The sequence below is a fragment of the Sphingomonas rhizophila genome, assembly GCF_014396585.1.
In the GTDB taxonomy this organism is placed as follows: domain Bacteria; phylum Pseudomonadota; class Alphaproteobacteria; order Sphingomonadales; family Sphingomonadaceae; genus Sphingomicrobium; species Sphingomicrobium rhizophilum.
On the sequence record NZ_CP060717.1, the window covers coordinates 1717089 to 1735887 of the forward strand.

General features: G+C 67.6%; 18 protein-coding genes. 1 reads left to right on the forward strand and 17 read right to left on the reverse strand.

Translation table 11 applies throughout. The features are described 5' to 3' along the window. Positions 1 to 12: 12 nt before the first annotated feature. The 8 genes from H9L12_RS08855 to H9L12_RS08890 form a co-directional block, all read right to left on the reverse strand. Positions 13 to 309: a twin-arginine translocase TatA/TatE family subunit gene (locus H9L12_RS08855; RefSeq protein WP_187541432.1), complete on the reverse strand. Its 297-nt coding sequence runs from the start codon at positions 307 to 309 to the stop codon at positions 13 to 15. Positions 310 to 341: 32 nt separating this feature from the next. Beyond that, positions 342 to 908: an SMC-Scp complex subunit ScpB gene (gene scpB, locus H9L12_RS08860; protein ID WP_187541433.1), complete on the reverse strand. Its 567-nt coding sequence runs from the start codon at positions 906 to 908 to the stop codon at positions 342 to 344. After that, positions 908 to 1678, reverse strand: a complete 771-nt coding sequence (locus H9L12_RS08865; protein WP_187541434.1) for a segregation and condensation protein A — start codon at positions 1676 to 1678, stop codon at positions 908 to 910. The genes scpB and H9L12_RS08865 overlap by 1 nt, the downstream gene beginning before the upstream one ends. A 22-nt stretch (positions 1679 to 1700) precedes the next feature. Next, positions 1701 to 2708: a beta-N-acetylhexosaminidase gene (nagZ, locus tag H9L12_RS08870; protein ID WP_187543235.1), complete on the reverse strand. Its 1008-nt coding sequence runs from the start codon at positions 2706 to 2708 to the stop codon at positions 1701 to 1703. Next, positions 2708 to 3367: an SPOR domain-containing protein gene (locus H9L12_RS08875; RefSeq protein ID WP_187541435.1), complete on the reverse strand. Its 660-nt coding sequence runs from the start codon at positions 3365 to 3367 to the stop codon at positions 2708 to 2710. The genes nagZ and H9L12_RS08875 overlap by 1 nt, the downstream gene beginning before the upstream one ends. A gap of 75 nt (positions 3368 to 3442) precedes the next feature. Next, entirely contained in the window at positions 3443 to 4231 is a 789-nt protein-coding gene (locus tag H9L12_RS08880) for a hypothetical protein (protein WP_187541436.1), read from the reverse strand. Between the two features lies 1 nt (position 4232). After that, positions 4233 to 5960: an arginine--tRNA ligase gene (gene argS, locus H9L12_RS08885; RefSeq protein ID WP_187541437.1), complete on the reverse strand. Its 1728-nt coding sequence runs from the start codon at positions 5958 to 5960 to the stop codon at positions 4233 to 4235. Between the two features lie 70 nt (positions 5961 to 6030). Next, entirely contained in the window at positions 6031 to 7272 is a 1242-nt protein-coding gene (locus tag H9L12_RS08890) for a dicarboxylate/amino acid:cation symporter (RefSeq protein ID WP_246450315.1), read from the reverse strand. Positions 7273 to 7602: 330 nt separating this feature from the next. Here H9L12_RS08890 and H9L12_RS08895 point away from each other — a divergent pair, with 330 nt between their 5' ends. Next, positions 7603 to 7872, forward strand: a complete 270-nt coding sequence (locus tag H9L12_RS08895; RefSeq protein ID WP_187541439.1) for a PilZ domain-containing protein — start codon at positions 7603 to 7605, stop codon at positions 7870 to 7872. Positions 7873 to 7874: 2 nt separating this feature from the next. Here the strand turns inward: H9L12_RS08895 and H9L12_RS08900 are convergent, their stop codons facing one another. The 9 genes from H9L12_RS08900 to murG form a co-directional block, all read right to left on the reverse strand. Continuing rightward, positions 7875 to 9035, reverse strand: coding sequence for a deoxyguanosinetriphosphate triphosphohydrolase (locus H9L12_RS08900; protein WP_187541440.1), 1161 nt, complete (start codon positions 9033 to 9035; stop codon positions 7875 to 7877). Beyond that, entirely contained in the window at positions 9032 to 10456 is a 1425-nt protein-coding gene (locus H9L12_RS08905) for an SPOR domain-containing protein (RefSeq protein WP_187541441.1), read from the reverse strand. The genes H9L12_RS08900 and H9L12_RS08905 overlap by 4 nt, the downstream gene beginning before the upstream one ends. A gap of 275 nt (positions 10457 to 10731) precedes the next feature. After that, the gene (gene ftsZ / locus H9L12_RS08910) at positions 10732 to 12126 is read right to left on the reverse strand and encodes a cell division protein FtsZ (protein ID WP_187541442.1); all 1395 of its coding nucleotides are present in this window, start codon (positions 12124 to 12126) and stop codon (positions 10732 to 10734) included. Between the two features lie 166 nt (positions 12127 to 12292). Then, positions 12293 to 13546 (reverse strand): cell division protein FtsA, encoded by a 1254-nt coding sequence (gene ftsA, locus H9L12_RS08915; protein WP_187541443.1) that lies wholly within the window; start codon positions 13544 to 13546, stop codon positions 12293 to 12295. Continuing rightward, positions 13546 to 14418 carry a cell division protein FtsQ/DivIB gene (locus tag H9L12_RS08920; protein ID WP_187541444.1) on the reverse strand — a complete coding sequence of 291 codons (873 nt, stop codon included), beginning with the start codon at positions 14416 to 14418 and terminating at the stop codon, positions 13546 to 13548. Before H9L12_RS08920 ends, ftsA begins: the two co-directional genes overlap by 1 nt. Further along, entirely contained in the window at positions 14415 to 15299 is an 885-nt protein-coding gene (locus H9L12_RS08925; RefSeq protein ID WP_187541445.1) for a D-alanine--D-alanine ligase, read from the reverse strand. The genes H9L12_RS08920 and H9L12_RS08925 overlap by 4 nt, the downstream gene beginning before the upstream one ends. Positions 15300 to 15369: 70 nt before the next feature. After that, positions 15370 to 16272, reverse strand: coding sequence for a UDP-N-acetylmuramate dehydrogenase (gene murB, locus H9L12_RS08930; RefSeq protein WP_187541446.1), 903 nt, complete (start codon positions 16270 to 16272; stop codon positions 15370 to 15372). Next, positions 16269 to 17681, reverse strand: a complete 1413-nt coding sequence (murC, locus tag H9L12_RS08935) for a UDP-N-acetylmuramate--L-alanine ligase (protein ID WP_187541447.1) — start codon at positions 17679 to 17681, stop codon at positions 16269 to 16271. Before murC ends, murB begins: the two co-directional genes overlap by 4 nt. Next, positions 17678 to 18799 (reverse strand): undecaprenyldiphospho-muramoylpentapeptide beta-N-acetylglucosaminyltransferase, encoded by a 1122-nt coding sequence (murG, locus tag H9L12_RS08940; protein WP_187541448.1) that lies wholly within the window; start codon positions 18797 to 18799, stop codon positions 17678 to 17680. The genes murC and murG overlap by 4 nt, the downstream gene beginning before the upstream one ends.

Below are 18799 nucleotides of genomic sequence, written 5' to 3' on the forward strand. Positions count from 1 at the left end.
CCCGCTGGGCGCTTAGCGCGCGCTGTCGTCGCTCGGCGGCGGCGCAGGCGGTGGCGGAGCGGAACCGACCGGATCGGACGGACGCGGCTGGGCCTGCAAATCGATTGGCGGCTGCTGGTATTGCTGCGCGGGCGGAAGCTGGCGCGGGTCCTGCTGGCGCGGCTTGTCGTCGTCGTCGGCCATGCCCTGCTTGAAGCTCTTCAGGCCCTTGGCGACGTCGCCCATCATCGCCGAGAAGCGATTCCCGCCGAACAGCAGCAGGATGATGACGGCCAGGATGATCCAGTGAATGAGGCTGAACGAGCCCATGATGCTTCTCCGAGAGCGGTGTTGACGCCTACCTAGTCCTCATCCTCGCCACTTTCCAGTTGAAGCTGCAACGCTTCTTCGTCGAGCGGGTCGAGCAGTCCGGCGGCCTTGAGGTCGTCGATCCCCGGCAGGTCGCGGCGCGATCCGAGGTTGAAATGGGTGAGGAAGTCGGCGGTGGTGGCGTAGGTCAGCGGCCGGCCCGGGCTTTCGCGGCGGCCCGCGGTCCGAACCCAGCCTGCCTCCATCAGCACGTCCAGCGTGCCCCTGGATATCTGGACTCCGCGAATGGCCTCGATTTCCGCGCGGCTGACCGGTTCATGATAGGCGATGATCGCCAGCGTTTCGGTCGCGGCGCGCGACAGCCGGCGTGGCTCCTCCCGTTCACGGCGCAGCAGGTGGGCAAGATCCGGCGCGGTCTGGAAATGCCAGCGCCCTCCCCGCTCGACCAGCTCGATCCCTCGACCGGCATAATGATCGGCGAGGCTCGCCAGCGCCGCCGCGACATCGCCCTCCCCCGCGTAAAGCGCGATGTCGTCGAGGCTGAGCGGGCCATTGGCGGCGAACAGCGCGGCTTCGACTGAACGCACATAGTCGTCCATTACGCCGCCCGCGCCCGAAGCCGAAGGTCTTCGAACGGCGCGTCTTGCGACAGGTCAAGCTTGCCCTGCCGCGCCAGCTCCAGCGCGGCGACAAAGCTCGAGGCCAGCGCCGACCTGCGGTAGGCCGGGTCGGCGTCGGCCGGCAGGAACGCCTCCAGCGTCGTCCAGTCCAGCGCCTGCCCGAGCAGCGCCGACACCCGCGCGATCGCATCCTCCAGCGTCATCACTGCGCGGTGGGCGACGACGTGCATGGCCGGCTGGGTTCGGGCGCGAACCCGGCCGTAGGCGGCATAGAGATCGAAGGCGTTGGCCTGCCACGCCGACTTGCGAACCAGCCGCAGGCCTTCCGGCGCACCGCGAGCGAACACGTCGCGGCCCAGACGGTCGCGGCCGAGCAGGCGGGCACCGGCCTCGCGCATGGCGTCGAGCCGTTGCAGCCGCAGCTGCAGTCGAAGCGCCAGTTCCTCCGGGCTCGGATCGATTTCCGGGTCCTTGGGAAGCAGCAACGCACTCTTGAGGTAGGCCAGCCACGCGGCCATGACGAGATAGTCGGCGGCGACCTCCAGCTTCAGGGCACGGGCGCTTTCGATGTAGGCGATGTATTGCTCGGTCAGCGCCAGGATCGAAATCTGGTGGAGGTCGACCTTCTGCTGCCGCGCCAACGTTAGGAGCAGGTCGAGCGGCCCTTCCCAGCCGTCGAGGCTCAGCGTCAGCGCATCGTCGCCGCTGCCGCCGCCCACCTCTTCGAACTGGCCCTCGTCTTCCCCCATGGCCGCCACGCTATCGCAGCGCTCAGGCGAGCGCCAGCAGCGTGTCGCGCTTGGTAATCGCCTCGGCGAAGTTGATGTCGTCGGCCGGGGCGAAGCGCGTGGCCATGGCCCGTGCGAGCCGCGCCGATCCTTCGTCGCTGAGCGCCGGGACGGCATTGGCGACCAACAGCATGTTCTCCATCTTGCCGTCGCAATGCAGCGCGACGTCGCACCCGGCGGCTACGCAGGCGGCGGCGCGCTGCCCATGATCGCCGTAGAGCGCTTCCATGCCGATGTCGTCGGACATCAGGAATCCGTCGAAGCCGATCCGCTGGCGGATGATGTCGTGGATGATGATCGGCGATTGCGAGGCTGGGCGCTCAGGGTCCCACTGCGTGTAGAGCAGGTGGCTGGTCATCCCCATCACCGCGTCGCGCAAGCGTTCGAACGGCTCGAGGTCCTGCGCCAAATCGTCCTCGCCCTCGTTGACGACGGGCAACTCGTGATGGCTGTCGACCAGCGCACGTCCGTGACCGGGGATATGCTTGATCACGCCGACCACGCCGGCAGAGGCCAGGCCGTCAAGGACGGCGCGGCCCAGCGCCGACACCTGCATCGGGTTCGACCCCATCGCGCGGTCGCCGACGATATCGGTCGCACCCGGCTGGCGGACGTCGAGCATCGGCAGGCAATCGACGGTAACGCCGACCTCGTCGAGCATCAGCCCGAGGGCGCGCGCATTGACCCGGGCCGCCTCGATCGCACTCGACGGGGCCAGCTGGTAGAGCCTGTCGAACGTTTCGCCCGATGGGAAGGCCGGCCATTCGGGCGGCCGCATCCGCGCCACCCGGCCGCCTTCCTGGTCGATCAGGATCGCGACATTGTCGTCGCCTTCCAGTTCGCGGAGGGAGTCTGTCAGCCGCCGCATCTGGTCGCGAGTCTCGCAATTGCGGCGGAACAGGATGTAGCCGGCCGGTTTGGCGTCGCGGAAGAAAGCCACTTCGTCTGCCGTCATCTCGAACCCGGCAAGGCCGTAAATCGCCGCCTGCATCAGTTCACCGGGAGGCAGCTTTCCCCTGCCGATTTGAGGGCCGAGCATGCGGCGCGGGTAGCGTCGGCCGATCCGGCGGCGCGGAGGCGATAGATAGTCTTCCCGCCGACGGTTGCGGGGATTATCTGCTTGTCGAGCGCGGCGACGCTGCTGAACCGGCCGGACAACAGCTTCCATGCCGTTTCCGCCTTGATCGTCGAGGCGTAGGCGCCGAGCTGGATCGACGGCCCGCCCGCGACCGGAGAGGCGGGCTCGGGCTTGGGCTCGGCGGGCTTCTTCACCTCGCTTGGCGGGGTCTTCACCGGATCAGGCTCGGCAACCGGCGTTGCCGGCTGTCCGGCCAGCGCCGCGTCCGAATCCTCGCCTGCGCTAGTGGCAAAGGCGGTGCCGCTGTCGCCGGCGACGTCGAGGCCACCGGGGTCATCCGGTTTGACCTTATAGGGTCCCGGCTCGGCCTTGATCAGCTCGGGCGCCCCACCGACTGCCGGGTCGTTTCGGCCCATCAGGAAAAAGGTGCCGGCGACGATCGCCGCCGCGACGAGAACGATGACTACCGCGGCCAGCATCTTGCCGGCGGAAACGACGCGCTGGCCGTCCTCGTCATCGACCGCTTCCAGCCAGGGCAGCCCCTGATCGTCATACGCCCGGCCGTCGTTCATCGTCATTCCAATTCCCACCCGCGAAGGGTCAAATCCCTATCGCAATTCGGGGCGCGAGGAAGCCCCGAAATTCGCTCAGACCACCGCGCAGGGATAACCGATCGACACCAGGTTGCGGCACAGAGTCCGCGCATGGCTGCGCGATCCGGTGCCGAGCCTGAGGGCGTAAACCGGACGCCGACCGGCCGTCGCGGTCGGCGTCACCACCTTGCTGAGACGGCCGAGGTAGGGATAGCGCCACACCGCCCGGCGATACATCGCGTCGGCGATGCGCGGATTGGTGTAGCGGCCGATCTCGATAACCTGCCCCGGTCTTCCGGCGGCCGGCGCCGGTGAATAGCGCATCACGAAGCGCGGCCGCTGGACCGGCGCCGGGGGCGGCGTGGCGACGGGTGCGCTGACCGGCGGCTGGCGCGTGGCTTTGGGTGTCCTGGACCGGGAGACCGCCTTCTTTGGTGCCGCCTTTTTCACCACGGGCGCAGGTGCTTTCGCGACCGGCGCGGCAACGGTCGCCGCGGGCGGATCGGCCTCGTCCACCACGGGCGGTGGCGGTGGAGCCTGCTCGTTGGCAAGCTCGTCTAGCGAATGATAGGGCAAGGTCGCCTGCGGCAATTCGGTGGTCACCGACTGGCCCGACTGCGGGTTGGCGCTCCGGCCGATGAAATAGCCGGCCACGCCGAGCACCACTGCGCCGAGTGCGAGCAACAGCCACATCGGGACCCGGACGTAATGGCCCGCCGAGGCTGCCTTCGAATCGCGCGCCACCGCCACCGGCACGGGCGCGGCCCGCTCTCGCGGCCTGTCGCGATAGGGCTCGAGCCACGGCAGGCGGTCCGTGTCGCCCATCTGGCGAACGTCACTCACCTCAGCGCATCTCCTCGGCAGCGTCCACGCCCATCAACGCCAGGCCGGAGCGAAGGATGCGTTGGACGCCCCGCGCCAGCTCGATCCGGGCGCGGGTCAGCGCGTGATCGTCCTCGACCAGGAAGCGCCTCGACGGATCGTCGTTCCCGCGATTCCACAACGCGTGGAACGCGGCGGCGAGGTCGTAGAGATAGAAGGCAATTCGGTGCGGCTCATGCGCCAGTGCCGCGCCCTCCAGCACGCGCGGGTAGGTCGCCAGCAGTTTGACCAGCCCGAGTTCCTCGGCGTCGAGCCGCTCGAGATCGGCCGGTCCATCGAGCGCGATCCCCGCTTCCGCCGCCTTGCGCTGGAGCGAGGCGATGCGGGCGTGGGCGTACTGGACGTAGAACACCGGGTTGTCCTTCGACGCCTCGACCACCTTGGCGAAATCGAATTCCAGCGGCGCGTCGGCGCGGCGCGTCAGCATCATGAAGCGGACGACATCCTTGCCGACTTCGCGCACAACATCGGCCAGCGTGACGAAGTTGCCGGAGCGCTTCGACATCTTGATCGGCTCGCCGGCGCGAAGCAGCTTGACCATCTGGACGATTTTGACGTCGAGATCGACGCGGCCGTCGGTCAGCGCCTTGACCGCCGCCTGGACGCGCTTGACCGTCCCGGCGTGGTCGGCGCCCCAGATGTTGACCAGATGGTCGGCCTTGGCCGCCTTTTGCAGATGATAGGCTGCGTCGGCGCCGAAATAGGTCCAGCTGCCGTCCGACTTCTTCATCGGCCGGTCCTGGTCGTCGCCGAACTGCGTCGATCGGAACAGGGTCAGCTCGACCGGCTCCCAGTCGTCGGGCACCTCGCCCTTGGGCGCTTCGAGCACGCCTTCATAGACCAAGCCCTTGTCGCGCAGGGTCCGCTCGGCCGCCTCGACCCCGCCCGACGCCTGCAGTTCGGCCTCCGACGCGAACAGGTCGTGATGGATGCCCAACAGGCCAAGGTCGTGCTTGATGAGTTCGATCATCGCCGCAACGGTGCGTTGCTTGAACAGGCCGAGCCATTCCGCTTCGGGCTTGCCGACATAGGTGTCGCTGAATTCTGCGGCGAGCAGGTCGCCGACCGGCTTCAGATAGTCGCCGGGATAGAGGCCTTCGGGGATCTCGCCGATATTCTCCCCCAGCGCCTCGCGGTAGCGGAGGTGTGCGGACCGGGCGAGCGTGTCGACCTGGCTGCCCGCGTCGTTGACATAATATTCGCGCAGTACGTCGAAGCCCGCAGCTTCCAGCACATTGGCGAGCGCGTCGCCGACCACCGCGCCGCGGCAATGGCCCATGTGCATCGGCCCGGTCGGGTTGGCCGAGACATATTCCACGTTGACCCGTTCGCCGCTGCCGACGTTCGACCGGCCATAGGCCTCCTCGGCGATGATCGCGGCCAACTCGTCGCGCCACGCGTCGTCGGCAAGGCGAAGGTTGATGAAACCGGGACCGGCGATCTCGACCGAGGTCACGCCGGGCAGTGCCTCGAGCCGCGGCTTCAACTGCTCGGCAAGCGCGCGCGGGTTGGTGCCGGCGGCCTTCGACAGGACCATCGCGGCATTGGTGGCAAGGTCGCCATGCGCCGGATCGCGCGGCGGCTCGACCGCCACCGGCTTGCGGTTGGCGTCGGCAGGCAGCGTGCCGGCCGCGACCAGGTCATCGAGAGTGCCGTCCAGCAGGGCGGAATAGCGGGCGTAGAGTGACAAGTATCGTTCCTATTCAGCAGGTTTGCCGCGCCTCTAGCGCAGCCGCGCCGCCTCGTCACGACTCGGATGTTCAGGCGCGCACCAGTGCCCCGTCCGGTTCCGCCTCCCCCTCGTCCAGCAAGCCTTCCTCCTTCGCCACGAGATAGGGCACCAGCGCCTGCCCGGCGACGTTCACCGCGGTCCGGCCCATGTCGATGATCGGGTCGATCGCCAACAATAGGCCGGCGCCTTCCAGCGGCAGGCCGAGCGTCGATAACGTCAGGGTCAGCATGACCGTCGCCCCCGTCACCCCCGCGGTGGCCGCCGAGCCGAGCACCGACACCAGTCCGATCAGCAGATACTGCGCGGGGCCGAGGTCGAGGCCGTAATATTGCGCCACGAACAGCGCCGCGACTGCCGGGTAGATCGACGCGCACCCGTCCATTTTGGTGGTCGCGCCTAACGGCACGGCGAACGCGGCATAGCTGCGGGGCACGCCAAGGCTGATCGTGCGCTCTTCGGTGACGGGCAAGGTGCCGATCGACGACCGTGACACGAACCCGACCTGGATCGCCGGCCAGACTTCGGCAAAGAACCGCCGAGGCGACAGGCCCTTGGCCAGGAGCAGGAGCGGGTAAAGCCCGAACAGTACGAGCCCGAGACCGATGTAGACCGCCGCTGCGAACGTGCCGAGCGAAGCCAGCGTGTCCCAGCCATATTTGGCGACGGCATTGCCGAACAGGCCGACGGTGCCGAGCGGAACGAGCCGGAGCACCCACCCGAGCACGACGCGGACGATCGCCAGGCCCGAGCGAACGAAGTCGGTGAATGCCCGCCCCGCCTCGCCCGCGCGCACAGCGGCGATGCCGACGGCAATGGAGATGACGACCAGTTGCAGCACGTTGAACGACAGGCTGGTCTTCGCTGCACCATCGGTCGTGGTGGTCGACGCGGACAGGCCGAGGAAATTGGACGGGATCAGGCCCTTGAGAAAATCGAACCAGCCGCCCGTGGTGGTAGGCGCTGCGGCCGCCGCGGCAACGCTGCTGTGATGGCCGGGTTGAATGATTGTCGCCACGACAAGGCCGATCGTCACCGATGCCGCGGCGGTGATCGCGAACCACATCAGGGTCCGGGCCGCCAGCCGCGCGCCATTCCGGACCTGTCCAAGGTCGGCGATACTGGCGATGATCGCAGTGACGACCAGCGGCGGCACCAGCGCCTTCAACAACTGGATGAAGCTCGACCCTATCGTCTCCAGCGACGGCTGGAGCCACGGCACCGCGTCACCCCACGACCGTGCGGCGAGGCCAAGGGCCAGCCCCAACGCCATGGCCACCATCACCTGCATACCAAGCGAAGGGAGCCGATAACGATGCATTTTCAACGGACTGGCAGACACGCGCACGGCTCCCGGGAAAAAGGAGCACTCAATTAAGGGCAGGCGTCGACGGTTCAAACCATGCGCGTCAGAAAGCAGGAGCCGTGCCGCACGGCCGGAACCAACGCATTTTCCTGCCCCTCGCAACGCTTCGATTGAAAGATTTTGTCGAGGCCATCGACGGGGAGTTGTCACGCCGTAGCTGTGCCGGGGGTGGCGGAGGCTGGTAAACCTCGCTAATGTTGATTAATCTACATTGCAAAACGGCGATTGGTGGGGGTCATGCGCCAGCCAGGCGAAATCAAGCGCGAGCCGCGCGTCGACACGCAGTTTCAGGCGAGGCTGCTCGATTCTTCGGGCAACGAGCACGCCGTGACGATCCTCGACCTGTCGAAGAGCGGGTTCAGGCTCCGGTGTGACGAGATGCTTCGCATCGGCGAAAAGATCCGGCTTCAGACCGACCGCCATGGCGACTTTCCGGCCCAGATCCGGTGGGCGCTGGGCGAAGAGGCCGGCGGACTCTTCCTGTCGCCGGTCAAGGTTCCGGACTGAGACTAGAACCGGTCGGGCAGGTGGACCGGCCCGATCAGCCGCTCGTGCTGGGCGATCGCGTATCGGTCGGTCATGCCGGCGATATAGTCGGCGATCCCACGAAGCCGGTCCTGCTCCGTTTCGCCGCGTTGCCAGCCCTCGGGCAGGAGCCTTCGATCGGCACGGAAGGCCTTGGCAAGGTCCGCGACGATCCGTTGGGCCTCGACCCGGATCGGCGTCAGCGCGGCGCTGTCGTACAGGTGCGTGTAAAGGTGGCGCTTCAACCCGCGTTCCTCGGCCGCGAGGCCCTCGGAAAAGCCGACCAGCGGCCTGCCCGCCGCGCGGACGTCGTCAATAGTTTCGACCCCCGAGGCGGCGATGCGCCGGCGCGTTTCATCAAGCACGTCGCCGACCATGGACCCGATGCCGTCGCGTACCAGCGCCTTGGCCTTCCGCGCCGGGTCGAGGCCGGGGTGGCGCTGCTCGATCGCTGCCCAGTGGCGCGCGACGAACGGCTGTTCGAGCAATTCCTCGAGGTCGAGGATTCCCGACCGCAGGCCGTCGTCGATATCGTGATTGTCGTAGGCGATGTCGTCGGCGATCGCCGCCACCTGCGCTTCCAGGCTGGCGTAGCTGGTCAGATCAAGCGGGAACTGCGCATCCGCCTCTTCGAGCGCCCAGCGCGGGTTTGCCACCGGCCCATTGTGCTTGGCCAGCCCCTCCAGAGTCTCCCATGTCAGGTTGAGGCCTTCGAACCCTGGATAGGGGTTTTCCAGCAAGGTGAGCAGGCGGAGCGTATGGCCGTTGTGGTCGAACCCGCCGGCGTCGGCCAGACTGCGTTCCAGCGCATCTTCGCCGCCATGCCCGAACGGCGGATGGCCAAGGTCGTGCGCCAGGCACAATGCCTCGGTCAGGTCTTCGTTGAGGCCCAGGGCCCGAGCCATCGTCCGGCCGATCTGCGCCACTTCGAGGCTATGGGTCAGCCGGACCCGGAAATGGTCGCCGTCGGGCGCAACGAATACCTGGGTCTTGTGACGCAGGCGTCGAAAGGCGACCGAATGGACGATGCGGTCACGGTCCCGCTGGAAAGGGTCGCGTGGACCGCGGGGCCCGCGATCGTCTTCCCGGTGGGCCCGGCCGCGCGTGTCCGACGGGTGCGCGGCAAGGGCCGGAGGAAGCGTCATTTGCTGGGCAGTTTCTCGATCTTGATCTGGGCCGGCGTGCGCGACCAGCTAAAGCCATCGACGTCCGCCTTGGCAAGCTTGTTGACGAAGGCTCGCGCCTCCGCGGCGTCGTCGAACGGGCCGACCAGCAGGCGGAAATAGTCCTTGCCCTGGCTGACATATCCGCTGCGACCCTTCAGCGGCGAGCCCTTCTTGGCCTGCAGCCGCTTAAATTCCGTGACCATGCGGTCTTCATTCTTGCCCCCGGCCAGCTGGACCCAATGGGTGCCGGCGACACCGATCTTGGCCGCCTCTTCCCTGGCTTTCTTGTCGGCAGCAGCCTTCTCCGCGGCCAGCTTCTTGTCCGCTGCCTTCTTATCCGCCGCCTTGCGTTCGGCGGCGGTCGGCTTGCGCGATGTCTCGACCTTGGGCTTCGAGGGTTCGGGCGCGGCCTGCGCGAGCAACCGGTCGATACCCGATAGCCGGTCGAGCGGGACCACCTTGGTATCGGCGACCGTTACCGGGGCGGGCGCGACCACGACAGGAGCCGGCGCCGCAGGCGTCGGCGTGACAGCGACCCGCTGGGGTGGAGACTGGACACTCGGGGTCGTGGCGACCAGCCTCGCGGGCGGAGTTGTCACCGGCGCCGCCACGGCAACCTGCTGCTGCGGCACGATCGGCGTCGATGCAACCACCGTACGCCGGCCGACAGCAACCTTTTGCGGCTTCGGCTTCTTGGTGCGCGCCTGCCTGGCCGGCCGCTGCACGGCCGCCGCCGCTGGGGCCTGCTGCACCGCCGCCAGTTGCATCTCGCCCGGATTGGGGAACACGCCGAGGTGAACCGCCGCCGCCTTCTGCGCGATGCTGAGACGGGGCAAGAGATTGAAGAAGGGTCCGATGCGTGCTGCGGAGCCGGGCATGGCCTGGTCGATCGCCCGCGACGCCAGTTGCTGCTGCCCGCCCAGCGCAAGCACGAACGCCCGCGTGCGCAGGGCCGCGGGATCACTGCGCACGATCAGCGGTGACAAGGTGCGCAAGGCGGCGTCCATCTCACCGCTCATCGCCTGGCTGAGCGCGAGCCGGCGGCGGGCCTCGTTCGCATTGGGGCCGGAGAGCGCAGCACGGTAATCGGCCTGCGCCTCCGGCAGCTCGCCCAGCAGGTCGTGGGCAAGACCGCGGTCGGCGCCCAGCAAGGCAGGCGACGCGCCAAGGCGCTGGGCCTGGTCGAACCAGCGCAAAGCGCCACGCGCGTCGCCCGTCTGGATGATTGCCGCACCCATGCCGACCTTCGGCGCAGGATCGTTGGGCCGGATCTCATCGGCGCGTCCGAAGAAACCCACCGCCTCGTCGAGGTCCCCCAGTTCAAGTTCGGCCCGCCCGGCGGCGATCAGCGCGTTGAAGTCACGCGGGTTGGCGGCCAGGATCCGAACAGCTCTCGACAAGGTAGCCGCCGGGCTCTCGATCGTCCCAGGCGCGGGAGCCGTGGGCAGCGGCGGGCCTTGCCACCGATATACTGCGCCGACGCAGGCACGGCGTTCAGGGTGCAGGCGGCAAGAAGAAGCGCCGCCGGAAGGAAACGAAACGAACGGGATTCGGACATGCTTTCGCCCATGGCAGATGCCAGCTTGACTAAAGCTTTCGATTTCTCGTGACGCGCCAAAGCGTTGCGGTCGAGCGCCGAACCGACCCGCAGCGGGCAGTCCGGCGCTGGACGCGATTACTGGTTGTTCTGGCGGTTGAGGAAGCGCGGGATGTCGAGCGGTTCGCGGCGGATGCTCGGCACCGGCTCGTCATCCACCTTCGCCTGGGCGGCACCGCGCGCGATGTTCGACATACGCTCGAACAGCGTGCCGGATTCGCGGGCGACCTTGGGCTCTTCAGCGACAGGCGTGATTTCGGCGATCTCGTCATCGGCCGGCGGCGCGATCGGGTTCGCCATCACCGGCGAGGTCAGGATATCGTCGTTCTCCAGGACGAGTTCATCGTCCGAGGCCTCGTCGTCACTGCCGAGTTCGAGCGCGTCCTCGGCCGGAGGCGCCGCGACCGGGGTCGGCTTGGCCATGACCGGCGCAGGTGCAGCGGCCGGTGCGGCGGAGCGGGTCGACGGGAAGGTGAACACCTTGCCCGGCTGCGCCACGGTCGATTCCTCGGCCTCGATGCCGGTCGCGACCACGCTGACGCGGATCTTGCCGTCGAGGTCATTGTTGAACGCCGAACCCCAGATGATGTTGGCGTCGGGGTCGACCAGTTCCTTGATGTGGCTGGCAGCCTCGTCGACCTCCATCAGGCGCATGTCCTCGCCGCCGGTGATCGAGATGATGACGCCCTTGGCACCCTTCATGCTGACGCCGTCAAGCAGCGGGTTGGAGATCGCCTTTTCGGCGGCCTCGATCGCGCGGTTGTCGCCCGACGCTTCGCCGGTGCCCATCATCGCCTTGCCCATCTCTCCCATCACCGAACGGACGTCGGCAAAGTCGAGGTTGATCAGGCCCGGCATGACCATCAGGTCGGTGATGCCGCGAACGCCCTGCTGCAGCACCTCGTCGGCCATCTGGAACGCTTCCTTGAAGGTAGTGTCCGAGTTGGCGAGCCGGAACAGGTTCTGGTTCGGGATGACGATCAGCGTATCGACGTGCTTCTGCAGCTCCTCGATACCGGCGTCGGCCGAGCGCATGCGCCGCGTGCCTTCGAACGCGAACGGCTTGGTGACGACGCCGACGGTCAGGATGCCGCGGTCCCGCGCCGCCTTGGCGATCACCGGCGCAGCGCCGGTGCCGGTGCCGCCGCCCATGCCGGCGGCGATGAAGCACATGTGCGCGCCGTCGAGGCTGCGCTCGATTTCCTCGATCGTCTCTTCCGCGGCGGCGCGGCCGATTTCCGGACGGCTGCCGGCGCCGAGACCCTGGGTGATCTTGAGGCCAAGCTGGATGCGCGCATCGGCGGTCGAGCTGTTGAGCGCCTGCGCGTCGGTATTGGCGACCAGGAACTGGACGCCCTGGACGTCGCGCGCGATCATGTTGGCGATGGCGTTGCCCCCCGCGCCGCCGACGCCGATAACACTGATCCTCGGGCGGAGTTCGTCGACTTCCGGCCGGATGAAATCAATGCTCATGGATGTATCCCCCTGACAGGCAAGCGATTGAACTTGGGATGAATCATTGCACGAACCGGATTCCTGACCCAAGCGAAAAATGGCCGCATCGCCAAAAAAGTGAAGAAATGATTCAGTATGGGACAAGGACTGGAATCAACAGTCGCCCGTAAGCCCTTGGCGCGACTCAATAAGACTGTTTCAGCACCGCCAGCATCCGTCCGAAGAACCCGTTGGCGACCTTCCCGGCGCGCTGGGCGGCGGGCAGATCGGTAAGGTCGCGCGCATCCTGCCCGGCCAGCATCGCCAGGCCGACGAGCGTCGAAAAGGCCGGGCCGCCGTGCGCCTCGGGAAGACCGGTAAGCGTGCGCGGCCGGCCCACCCGAACCGCACGTCCCAACACGCCCTGCATGTAGTCGGCGATATTCTTCAATTCGGCGCCGCCGCCCGTCAGGACCACCTGCCGTCCGACCGGGCCGGTGAAGCCGAGGCTTTTCAGCGCAACCTCGATCTGGTTGGTCAGTTCCTCGACCCGCTGGCGGACGACGGTCATTAGCTGGGCGCGGGTGATGCGGGTCGGCTCGCCGCCTTCGTCGCCACCGATCGGCGCGGCGTCGATCATCTCGTGATTGTCCCGCGGCGAAGTCATCGCCGAGCCGTAGAAGCACTTCAGCCGCTCTGCGTCGCGACGCTGCACGCCGAACGCGCAGGCGATGTCGTCGGTGATGTCCTTGGCACCCAGCGGGATCGAGCGAAGGCCGACCAGCATCCCTCCGGCGTGAAGCGAGACATTGGTCACCTCCGCGCCCATTTCCACCAGGGCGACGCCAAGGTCCCGTTCCTCCGCGGTCAGGCAGGCCAGCGCCGCCGCGACCGGCGAGGCAACGATCTTGCGCACGCCAAGGTGGGCGGAACGAATGACATAGTCGATGTTGCGCAGCGGCGCGGGGTCAGCGGCGATGACATGGATGTCGACACCCAGCCGGTCGGCATGGAGGCCGACGGGATGCTTCACCCCCTCGACCCCGTCGATGGTGTAGAGCGCGGGCTGGGCGTGGAGCACGACCTGCCCGTTCCGGTCGATGGCGCCCTTGCCGGCGTTCAGCAGTTCGTTGACGTCGTCCTCGACCACCTGGTGACCGCCAAGTTCGACCTCGACATTGGCGATATCGCTGACGAGGCCGCCGGCGCCGAAACTGGCCCAGACGTCGTCGATCGTGACCCCCGAGATTCGCTCGGCAATCTCGACCGCCTCGCGGACCGCCACCTCGCTCGATTCCATGTCGGTGACGAAACCGCGCTTGACCCCGCGGCTTTCGCGCTGGCCGGTGCCGAGCACGCGCAGCCGCCCGTCGTCATCCTTCGTGACGATCAACGCGCTGACCTTCGACGATCCGATGTCGAGGGCGGCGATAAGGGGTTTCTCGGATGGGGCTGGCATCAGGTTTTCGGGGAGGTCTCGTTACTGTCCGGCACCTTGCAACAGGCGGTCATCTTGCCGGGGATTCGCAGATCGTAACGGATCGTCCCGTTGCCCAGCAATCCCTGCGTCTTGTCGGCAGCGAGAAATTTCCCGAGGACCGATTTCGCGGTTTCCTGGCCTTCCGGAAGCATCAGCAACTGGTTGGTCTGGAGCACTAGGTCCCAGCGACGCTCGCCGACCCAGGTCGCCGAGACGAGTTGCGCGCGAAGCGCCGGATAGGGGTTGAGCAATGCGCTGAGCTCGGTGGCATGCGCGTTCGCTCCGCGGCCGATCAACAGCGGCAGGTCGGGCATCTGGCTGACCGGCACGCGATCGAGCACGACGCCTTCCGCATCGACGAGGTTGAGGCGCTGCTCGTCCTGCCACAGCGCGGCGGGCTTGCGTTCGACGATGTCGACCACCAGCGTGTCGGGATAGCGGCGCGTGACCCGCGCATCCTTGACCCAGCCGAACCCGAGAAGGCGCTGGCGAATGTCGGCCACGTCGACCAGCGGCAGCGCCGCCGCCTTTTGGTCAAGCGCGATGCGATAGACCGGCGCCGGGTTCATCCGCTTCGTGCCTTGGACCTCGACCGATCGGACGCGGAACCCCGCTTCCCCGACCGCCTCGCCAACGGCGGTACCGATCTTCGACGGCAGGCCGAGCGCGATGGCCGCGACCACCGCGATCGCCGCGACGAACAGGCCGAACATCCACCGCGCCAGCCGGTTGGCCTGCGCCTGTTCCATCGGCAGCCTCGACGCGATCTTGCGCGGCACGGCGACCCGCCCCGACGATTTGCGCGCCGCCGGACGTCCCCCTGACCCACGCCGGACGCGCGTCGCGCTCATTTCTTCGCACGCTCCTTGGCGTCGTCCAGCGCATCAGCCACAATCCGCTCGACCAGCTCACCGTAGCCGATGCCCCGCTGGCGGGCCTGTTCGGGAACGAGGCTGAGCGGCGTCATGCCCGGTTGGGTATTGACCTCCAGCAGGTAGATTCCCTCTTCGCCCTGGTCATCGTCCCAGCGGAAGTCGGATCGCGAAGCGCCCTTGCAGCCGAGCGCGCGGTGCGCCTTCAGTGCCATCGCCATCATCGCCTGCGCGACCCGGTCGGGCACTTCGGCGGGACAGACATGTTCGGTCAGGCCGTCGGTGTATTTGGCGTCGAAGTCGTAGAATCCGGCCTTGGGCTTCAATTCCGTCACGCACAGCGCCTCGTCGCCGAGCACCGCAACGGTCAATTCCCGTCCGCGGATGAACGGTTCGGCGAGCAGCCGGTCGAAGTGAAGCCACGGCCCTTCCGCCTTCTGGCTGATCGGATGACCGTGATTTCCGCTCTCGGTGACGATGGCGACCCCGACCGACGACCCCTCGTTGACCGGCTTCAGGACATAGGGTCGGGGCATCGGGTCGCCTTCGTACAGGCTGGCGCTGTCGACCATCTTGCCCTTTGGCATGCGCACCCCGGCCGGAACCAGAACGGCCTTGGTCAACTCCTTGTCGATGGCGATGGCGGAGGTCGTGCAGCCCGAGTGGGTGTAAGGAATTTCCATCAGGTCGAGCATGCCCTGGACGGTGCCATCCTCGCCGGGCGTGCCGTGGAGCGCGTTGAAGACGACGTCAGGGGCGAATTCGCGGAGCCGCGCCGCAACGTCATGGTCCATGTCCAGCCGGGTGACGCGGGTAAAGCCGCGTTCCTCCAGCGCATCGGCAACGCCATTGCCGCTCATCAGCGATACCGGCCGTTCCGAAGACCAGCCCCCATGAGGACGACGATGTGCATGTTCTTGTCGAGGGCGGTCACTGTTCTTCCACTCCGATCCGCTGGATTTCCCATTCGAGTTCGACGCCGCTATCGGCGCGGACCCGGCGGCGCACTTCCTCCCCCAGCGCCTCGATGTCCCTGCTCGACGCGTTACCGAGGTTGAGCAGGAAATTGCAATGCTTCTCCGACACTTGCGCGTCGCCGATGGTCAGACCGCGACACCCGGCCGCGTCGATCACCTGCCACGCTTTCAACGGCAGCGGGTTCTTGAAGGTCGACCCGCCGGTCTTGCTGCGAAGCGGCTGCGACGCCTCGCGGCTGGCGGCGATGCGGTCCATCTCCGCCTGGATCGCCGCGGGCTCGCCGGCGTGGCCCCTGAACACTGCCGAAACGACGATGGCGCCCTCGGGAAGTTCGCTGTGACGATAGCTGTAATGAAGGTCCGCGACCGGCAGCCTCACCCGCTCGCCGTTACGGAGCACGACGTCGCACTCGACCAGGATCTCGCAGGTTTCGCGGCCATAGGCGCCGCCGTTCATCCGGACGAAGCCACCGACCGTGCCCGGGATCGAGCGCAGGAATTCGAGGCCGGCGATGCCCGCGTCGCGCGCGGTCGACGACACCAGGATGCCGCTCGCCCCGCCGCCGCAGCGCAGGGTCAGGTCGTCGATCCGCTCGACCTTGGCAAAGGCCTTGCCGAGCCGGACGACGACACCGGGGACGCCGCCGTCGCGAACGATCATGTTGCTGCCCAGGCCCAACCCCATCACCGGGACCGACGGGTCGAGATTGCGAAGGAAATCGGCCAGGTCGTCGGCATCGGCCGGCTCGAACAGCCACTGCGCGGGCCCGCCCGACTTGAACCACACCAGCGGCGCCAGCGGCGCATTCTCGCGGAGCTTCCCGCGGACCGGCGGCAGCGCGGTGGCCACGCTCATTTCGCGGCGCGCGCGGCGCGGATGCCGTCGGCCAGCCCCGCCGCCCATTTGGTAATGTCGCCCGCCCCCATGCACACGACAAGGTCGCCCTCGGCCGCGACATCGCGCAGGCTTCCGGCAAGGTCGGTGGCGTCGGCGACGGTCTTGACCATTCGGTGTCCGTGGGCGCGCAAACCGTCCGCGAGCGCCTCGGCATCGACGCCTTCAATGGGCTGCTCGCCGGCCGCGTAGACCGGCGCGACGTAGACGATGTCGGCGTCGTTGAAGGCGTTCTGGAAGTCTTCCATCAAATCGCGCAGGCGAGTGAAGCGGTGCGGCTGGACGACCGCGATGACTCGCCCGTCCGCGCTTTCGCGGGCCGCCGACAGGACCGCGCGGATTTCGACCGGGTGATGGGCGTAATCGTCGATCACTGTGGCGCCATCGATCTCGCCGACTTGGGTAAAGCGCCGCTTGACCCCTCCGAACTTCTCGAAGCCGCGCGCGATCGTCGCGTCGTCCATCCCGAACTCCAGGCCGACTGCCACCGCGGCCAGCGCGTTCAGGACGTTGTGACGGCCGGGTATGGGCACGAAGATGTCGGGAATGACGCGGCGCGATCCGTCGCGCTGGACCAGGCTGGCGTCGAACCGGCTGCCGCCATTTTCAGCGCGGATATTGTCGGCGCGAAGGTCGGCCAGCGTCGAGGTGCCGTAGGTCACGATACGGCGGTCGCGGATCCGGCTCAGCACCCCCTGCACCTCGGGATGATCGACACACATCACGGCGAGGCCGTAGAAAGGGACGTTTTCGACGAATTCGACGAACGCGTCCTTGACCGCATCGAAGCTGCCGTAATGCTCCAGATGCTCGGGATCGATGTTGGTGACGACCGCGATCGTCCCGTCGAGGCGCAGGAAGCTGCCGTCGCTCTCGTCGGCCTCGACCACCATCCAGTCGGATTTGCCGAGCCGGGCGTTGGAGCCGTAGGCATTGATGACCCCGCCGTTGATGACCGTCGGATCGATCCCGCCGGCATCCAGCATCGCGGCGATCATCGATGTCGTCGTGGTCTTGCCGTGCGTGCCGGCGACCGCGACGGTCGACTGCATGCGCATCAGTTCGGCCAGCATCTCCGCCCGGCGGACGCGTGGCAAACGCCGTTCGGCCGCGGCCTGCACTTCGGGATTGTCATCGCGGATCGCGGTCGAGCAAACCAGCACGGTTGCATCGCCGAGGTTCTCGGCGCTTTGCCCGATCATCACCGGGATTCCCGCCTTGCGCAGGCCTTCGGTGACATAGCTTTCGGCACGGTCGCTGCCCTGCACCTTGTAGCCCAGGTGATGCATGACCTCGGCGATGCCCGACATGCCGATGCCGCCGATGCCGACGAAGTGGATCGTCCCGATTTCGGTGCCCATCGCCTTCATGCCGGCGATCCCACCGGCGCGAAATAGGGCGACTGCTTGTCCGGCTTGGCAGGCCCAACGACGACCGCCGCGGGTCCGCCGGCGACCTGCTCGACCAGGTCGGCGAGGTCGCGCGTCGCGTGCGGGCGTCCGACCGACAGGGCGCGCGCGGCGGCATTGGCCAGCGCCTGCGGCTCGCCGGCAATGGCGGCAACCTGCTCGCCCAGCACCTGCGGCGTGAAGTCCGATTGCGCGATCATCCGCGCGCCGCCCGCCTTGGCCATTTCCCGCGCGTTGACCGTCTGGTGATCGTCGGTCGCCGACGGCAGCGGCACCAGGATCGCGGGCCGTCCGGCGGCGGTCAGCTCGGCGATGGTCGAGGCACCGGCGCGGGCGATGACGAGGTGAGCGTCTGCGATGCGGTCGGGCATGTCCTCGATATAGGTCAGCAGCTCGGCGGGGATGTTGTAGCTGGCATAGCGTTCCCGCACTTCCTCGATGTCGTCCGGGCGGCATTGCTGGACGACCTGCAGGCGCAAGCGCAGGCCGGACGGCAGGCCGCCGAGGGCATCCGGCACGACCTGGCCCAGAATGGTCGCGCCCTGGCTGCCACCGGTGACGAGAATCTTGAGCGGCGCGGTATCGTCGAACGACGGGAACGGCATTTCGCCAAGCCGCGCGACGCTTTCGCGCACCGGATTGCCGACCAGCTTCGTCTTGACGTGATAGCCCGGCGCCAGCCGTTCGACGTCCGCGTAAGCCGTGGCGATCGCCTTGGCATCGCCGGCCAGCAGCCGGTTGACCCGGCCCAGCACCGCATTCTGCTCATGCAGGATGGTCGGGATGCGCAGCGAGCTTGCCGCCAGAAGCGCCGGAAATGCCGGGTAGCCGCCGAAGCCGACCACCGCGTCCGGGCGGAATTCCTTGTAGAGCGCCTTCGCCGCCCGCCGTCCGGCCATCACCGCGCGCGCCGCCTTCAGCCAGCCGATCGGCCCGCCGCCGAGCCGCCCGGCCGGCAGGATATGGACCGGCACCTTGTCGAACAGGCCGGGGATCTTGGCGCCGCGATCGTCCGTCACCAGCATCACGCCGTGCCCGCGCGAGCGAAGCTCCGCGGCGAGCGCGTGCGCCGGAACCAT

Bases quoted from the DNA above. Each gene is read 5' to 3' on its own strand.
- H9L12_RS08855 (WP_187541432.1), bottom strand. From the start codon at position 309: ATGGGCTCGTTCAGCCTCATTCACTGGATCATCCTGGCCGTCATCATC.
- ftsA (WP_187541443.1), bottom strand. From the start codon at position 13,546: ATGCCAGCCCCATCCGAGAAACCCCTTATCGCCGCCCTCGACATCGGA.
- nagZ (WP_187543235.1), bottom strand. From the start codon at position 2,708: ATGCAGGCGGCGATTTACGGCCTTGCCGGGTTCGAGATGACGGCAGAC.
- H9L12_RS08925 (WP_187541445.1), bottom strand. From the start codon at position 15,299: ATGAGCGGCAATGGCGTTGCCGATGCGCTGGAGGAACGCGGCTTTACC.
- H9L12_RS08890 (WP_246450315.1), bottom strand. From the start codon at position 7,272: ATGGCGTTGGGGCTGGCCCTTGGCCTCGCCGCACGGTCGTGGGGTGAC.
- scpB (WP_187541433.1), bottom strand. From the start codon at position 908: ATGGACGACTATGTGCGTTCAGTCGAAGCCGCGCTGTTCGCCGCCAAT.
- murB (WP_187541446.1), bottom strand. From the start codon at position 16,272: ATGAGCGTGGCCACCGCGCTGCCGCCGGTCCGCGGGAAGCTCCGCGAG.
- H9L12_RS08895 (WP_187541439.1), top strand. From the start codon at position 7,603: ATGCGCCAGCCAGGCGAAATCAAGCGCGAGCCGCGCGTCGACACGCAG.
- H9L12_RS08900 (WP_187541440.1), bottom strand. From the start codon at position 9,035: ATGACGCTTCCTCCGGCCCTTGCCGCGCACCCGTCGGACACGCGCGGC.
- H9L12_RS08875 (WP_187541435.1), bottom strand. From the start codon at position 3,367: ATGAACGACGGCCGGGCGTATGACGATCAGGGGCTGCCCTGGCTGGAA.
- H9L12_RS08865 (WP_187541434.1), bottom strand. From the start codon at position 1,678: ATGGGGGAAGACGAGGGCCAGTTCGAAGAGGTGGGCGGCGGCAGCGGC.
- H9L12_RS08920 (WP_187541444.1), bottom strand. From the start codon at position 14,418: ATGAGCGCGACGCGCGTCCGGCGTGGGTCAGGGGGACGTCCGGCGGCG.
- murC (WP_187541447.1), bottom strand. From the start codon at position 17,681: ATGAAGGCGATGGGCACCGAAATCGGGACGATCCACTTCGTCGGCATC.
- ftsZ (WP_187541442.1), bottom strand. From the start codon at position 12,126: ATGAGCATTGATTTCATCCGGCCGGAAGTCGACGAACTCCGCCCGAGG.
- murG (WP_187541448.1), bottom strand. From the start codon at position 18,799: ATGGTTCCGGCGCACGCGCTCGCCGCGGAGCTTCGCTCGCGCGGGCAC.